General features: G+C 62.5%; 3 protein-coding genes. All 3 read right to left on the bottom strand.

Annotated features, from left to right (window positions below; all coding sequences use genetic code 11):
• Positions 1-1748 (bottom strand): proteasome ATPase (gene arc / locus HP499_RS21725; RefSeq protein WP_172326178.1); only part of this gene is annotated, 1748 nt, incomplete at its 3' end.
• 97 nt (positions 1749-1845) lie between these two features.
• Entirely contained in the window at positions 1846-2916 is a 1071-nt protein-coding gene (locus HP499_RS21720; RefSeq protein ID WP_172326177.1) for a tRNA (adenine-N1)-methyltransferase, read from the bottom strand.
• Between the two features lie 115 nt (positions 2917-3031).
• Positions 3032-3929: site-2 protease family protein (locus tag HP499_RS21715; RefSeq protein WP_172326176.1), on the bottom strand; the 898-nt coding region annotated here is incomplete at its 5' end.

The following is a 3929-nucleotide window of genomic DNA, read 5'->3' as shown; positions in this document are numbered from 1 at the left end:
TTGCCCTGGACGATGGTGCGGATGTAAGTGATCCGCTCGCCCTTCTTGCCGGAGATCCGTGCCCAGTCGTCAGGGTTGGTGGTGTTGGGCATGTCCTCGTGCTCGCGGAATTCATCCACCACGGCCCGCAGCAAGTGCTCGATCCTGAGCCCCTTCTGGTTGTTGGTCAGGAGGTCCTTGATGGCGTACTTCTTGGCGCGGTCCACCACGTTCTGCACTACGGCGCCGGAGTTGAAGTCCTTGAAGTAGAGCATTTCGGTGTCGCCGTTGGCATAGGTGACCTCAAGGTACTCGTTGGACTTTTCGGTGGAGTACATGGCTTCCACGGTGCGCTGGACCATGGCGTCGACTGTGGCTTGTACGTCTCCGCCATACTCAGCCAGGTCCTGGGCGTGGAACGGGAGGTCGGTGGTGATGTACTTGCCAAAGATGTCCGCTGCTGCTTCGGCGTCAGGGCGCTGGATCTTCACCTTCACGTCCAGGCGACCAGGGCGGAGGATGGCGGGATCGATCATGTCTTCACGGTTGGAGGCGCCAATGACAATCACGTTGTCCAGTCGCTCCACACCGTCGATCTCACTGAGCAGCTGGGGCACGATGGTGGTTTCGACATCCGAGGAAACACCGGTGCCGCGGGTGCGGAACAGCGAATCCATTTCGTCGAAGAAGACAACCACCGGGCTGCCGTCGGATGCCTTTTCCCGTGCCCGGGAGAAGATCAACCGGATATGGCGCTCGGTCTCGCCCACATATTTGTCCAGCAGTTCCGGTCCCTTGATGTTCAGGAAGTAGCTCTTGAGATCGGTATTACCGGCGCGTTCGGCCGCGCGGGCAGCCAGGGAGTTTGCTACGGCCTTGGCAATAAGGGTCTTGCCGCACCCGGGAGGGCCGTAGAGCAGGATGCCCTTGGGAGCTTTCAGTCCATGCTCGCGGTAGAGGTCCGGATGCAGGAACGGCAGCTCCACGGCGTCGCGGATCTGTTCGATCTGCGGACCAAGGCCGCCGATGTCCTGGTAAGTGATATCCGGGACTTCTTCGAGGACGAGGTTCTCTACCTCGGCCCGCGGCACTTTCTCCAGGGCATAGCCGGTCCGCGAATCCAAGGACAGGGCATCGCCTACCTTCAGGTGAACGCTCTGCAGTGCGCCGGACAACCGCACCACACGTTCTTCATCCGCCCGGCCCACTACCAGCGCGCGGTCTTTGCCGAGCATTTCCTTGAGCGTAACCAGTTCGCCTGCACGTTCGTAGCCGAGGCCGGCGACCACCAGCAAGGCCTCGTTCAGGAGCACTTCCTGTCCCACGGCAAGTTGGTTGACGTTGACAAGAGGGCTTACGCCCACCCGCATCTTCCGGCCTGCATTGAAGATGTCCACAGACTCTTCCGTGGCGGCCTGGCTGGAACTGCCGGCCGAAGGCTGCTTCCGCGGGTTGATCTGCACCACGGTCCCGAAGCTGTACGGCGGCTGGCCCTCCTGCTCAAGGGCACCTTTCAAGCGGAGGATCTCGGCCTTCGCCGTCTCCAGCATGCTGACAAGTTTGCCGTTGTTCTGGGTTGCCGCAGCCAACTGGCGGTCAATGTGGCGAAGTTTGTCCCGGAGGATATTGATTTGCCGTTCGGCAACCGTCAGATCACTCGAAGGTTCGGGCGGTTGGACTGCGGCATGCCCCGGGCTTGCTGCTTCTCCTGCTGCGGCGTGTGCTTCTTCCGGCGTCGGCCGTCCAAGGTCGTTGTTTGACGTATCCACGATTCATCAGCCCCTTCCTGCGCTTAAGAAGACCTTAGTCCCGAAAAGCTCAGGGTGCTGGGTGACATTCGGAATGCGGACCCTATTGTGACCTTTGTCAGTTTGTGACTGTGGGATCATCCTGGACGTTGGTTCCGGCGATGGCGTCGCGGGCTGCCCGGCGAAGTTTCTTGTCCGAAACTGACCGCTCCCCTACAGCACCGGGGGTCCATGCGTTCAGGTCTTCTTCGCTGAACTCCGTCTTGGACGGGCGGCGCTTGACGGAAATTCCGGTCACTCCGTCAGCAAGGCGGCGCGTCACCAGGAGGAAGCCGGTGTGAGCCACCATGCGGTGGTCCGGACGGACGGCAAGGCCCTCAAGGTGCCAACCGCGGACCATCGACTCCCAGGCGTCCGGCTCGGTGAAGCGTCCGTCTGCGCGGATGGCCTCTGCTGTGCGCGACAACTGGGTGACGGTTGCTACATAGTTGATCCACACACCACCCGGAGCCAGGACGGTGGCCACGGCGTCGAGGCACTCCCAGGGCGCGAGCATGTCCAGGACCACGCGGTCCACGGATCCGGGAGCCTCGGCCTTGACCACCTCTTCCTGGAAGTCACCCAGGGAAATCTGCCACGCGGGGTGCGGTCCGCCGAAAATGGTCTCCACGTTGCCGCGAGCGATGTCAGCGAATTCTTCGCGACGCTCAAACGAGTGGAGGTATCCGCCGTCGCCTACGGCGCGCAGCAGGGAGATGGAGAGGGCGCCGGAGCCGACACCGGCTTCAACGACGCGTGCGCCCGGAAAGATGTCCGCCATGGTCACGATCTGACCGGCGTCCTTCGGGTAGACCACAGCGGCGCCCCGGGGCATGGACAAGACGAAGTCTGAGATCAGCGGCCGCAGGGTCTGGTATTGCTGGCCCACGTTGTTGCTGACCACCGAGCCATCGACTTTGCCGATGATTTCGTCGTGGTTCAGGAAGCCGCGGTGGGTGTGGAAAGCCCCGCCCACTTCCAAGGTGATGGTGTTCATGCGACCGCGTTCGTCAGTGAGCTGGACCCGCTCTCCAACGCGGAAGGGCCCGCGGCGACGTGCAGCTCCCGTCGGCTGGCCGGTGACTGCCGTGCCGGCGGACGTCTCTTCGGTGCCTGCGTTTGCTTCGGGGGCGGCGGTTTCGCTGCTCATGTGCTGTTCCTCGCTCCTGTACGGCTGGGCCGCATCATCTTGCTGGCGGATGGGCGCCAAAAATCACTGGGTTCTTCGGTAAAACCGCCGGCATGCAACTCTACCGGCAAGGATGTCAGGCCCGCCCGCTCCGGCGGGCTTCCTTGCCTGTTATAGCCGTCACTACTGCCTGCTGGCGGAGAAGTCCGGTGACGATTCCGTTGTGGTCCACCACAGCGTATTCGCCGCCCTCCAGCCGTGCCAAGTATTGGATCAGTTCCTGGCCTTTGGACCATTCCGGAACGTACGCGCCGGCCCCAAGGGCGTGGGCTACTGCGGTGACGGGCGTCGTGGTCGTTGACTGGGGAGGTACAGCGGCAGCAGCGCCGAAGTCCACCACACCCTGGGGCTTGCCGTCGGGTCCGCAAATCACGACGGCGGGACTACCGGACGGTGATATGTCCAGGACGTCGGCCACAGTGGCGGAGTTCGGGATGCCGACGGCACGCTCTGCCAGGCCCGCGGCGCTCACGAGGTAGAGGCGGCTGCGAAGTTTTGCGTGGTGAATCGAACTCGAAGCACCCATCCACAGGAAGCCGCAGACGAGGACGGTGATCAGCATGAGGTTGATGTCAAGGGGAGAACCGCTGATGAGCGGAAGGCCGATGAACCAAATGACCAAGGCTGCGACGATGATGCGTCCGGACCAGCCGGCTGCGATGGTTCCTTTGTCCTGGCTGCCCGTGGCCTTCCACACGGCCGACTCAACGAGCCTTCCGCCGTCCAAGGGCAGACCGGGGAGGACGTTGAACAGGCCGATGAGGAGATTGGCCCACATCAGGATATTCGCGAGGATGTCCGATACTCCGCTGAGGGCGCCGGTGGAAAGGACTGCCCACATCCCGGCTGCCAAGACAAAGTTGGACGCTGGTCCGGCCAAGGCAACCACCACGGAACGCCCCGGTGATGCCGTGAAGTTCTCGAATTGCGTATGTCCGCCCCAAAGATTCAGCACGATCTTTTCCGTCGGCCAG

Source organism: Paenarthrobacter sp. CM16 (assembly GCF_013179505.1).
Lineage (GTDB): Bacteria > Actinomycetota > Actinomycetes > Actinomycetales > Micrococcaceae > Arthrobacter.
This window is presented reverse-complemented; position numbering and strand designations above follow the sequence as displayed.

Coding starts and splice junctions, on each gene's coding strand:
- HP499_RS21720 (WP_172326177.1), bottom strand. CDS start 2,916: ATGAGCAGCGAAACCGCCGCCCCCGAAGCAAACGCAGGCACCGAAGAG.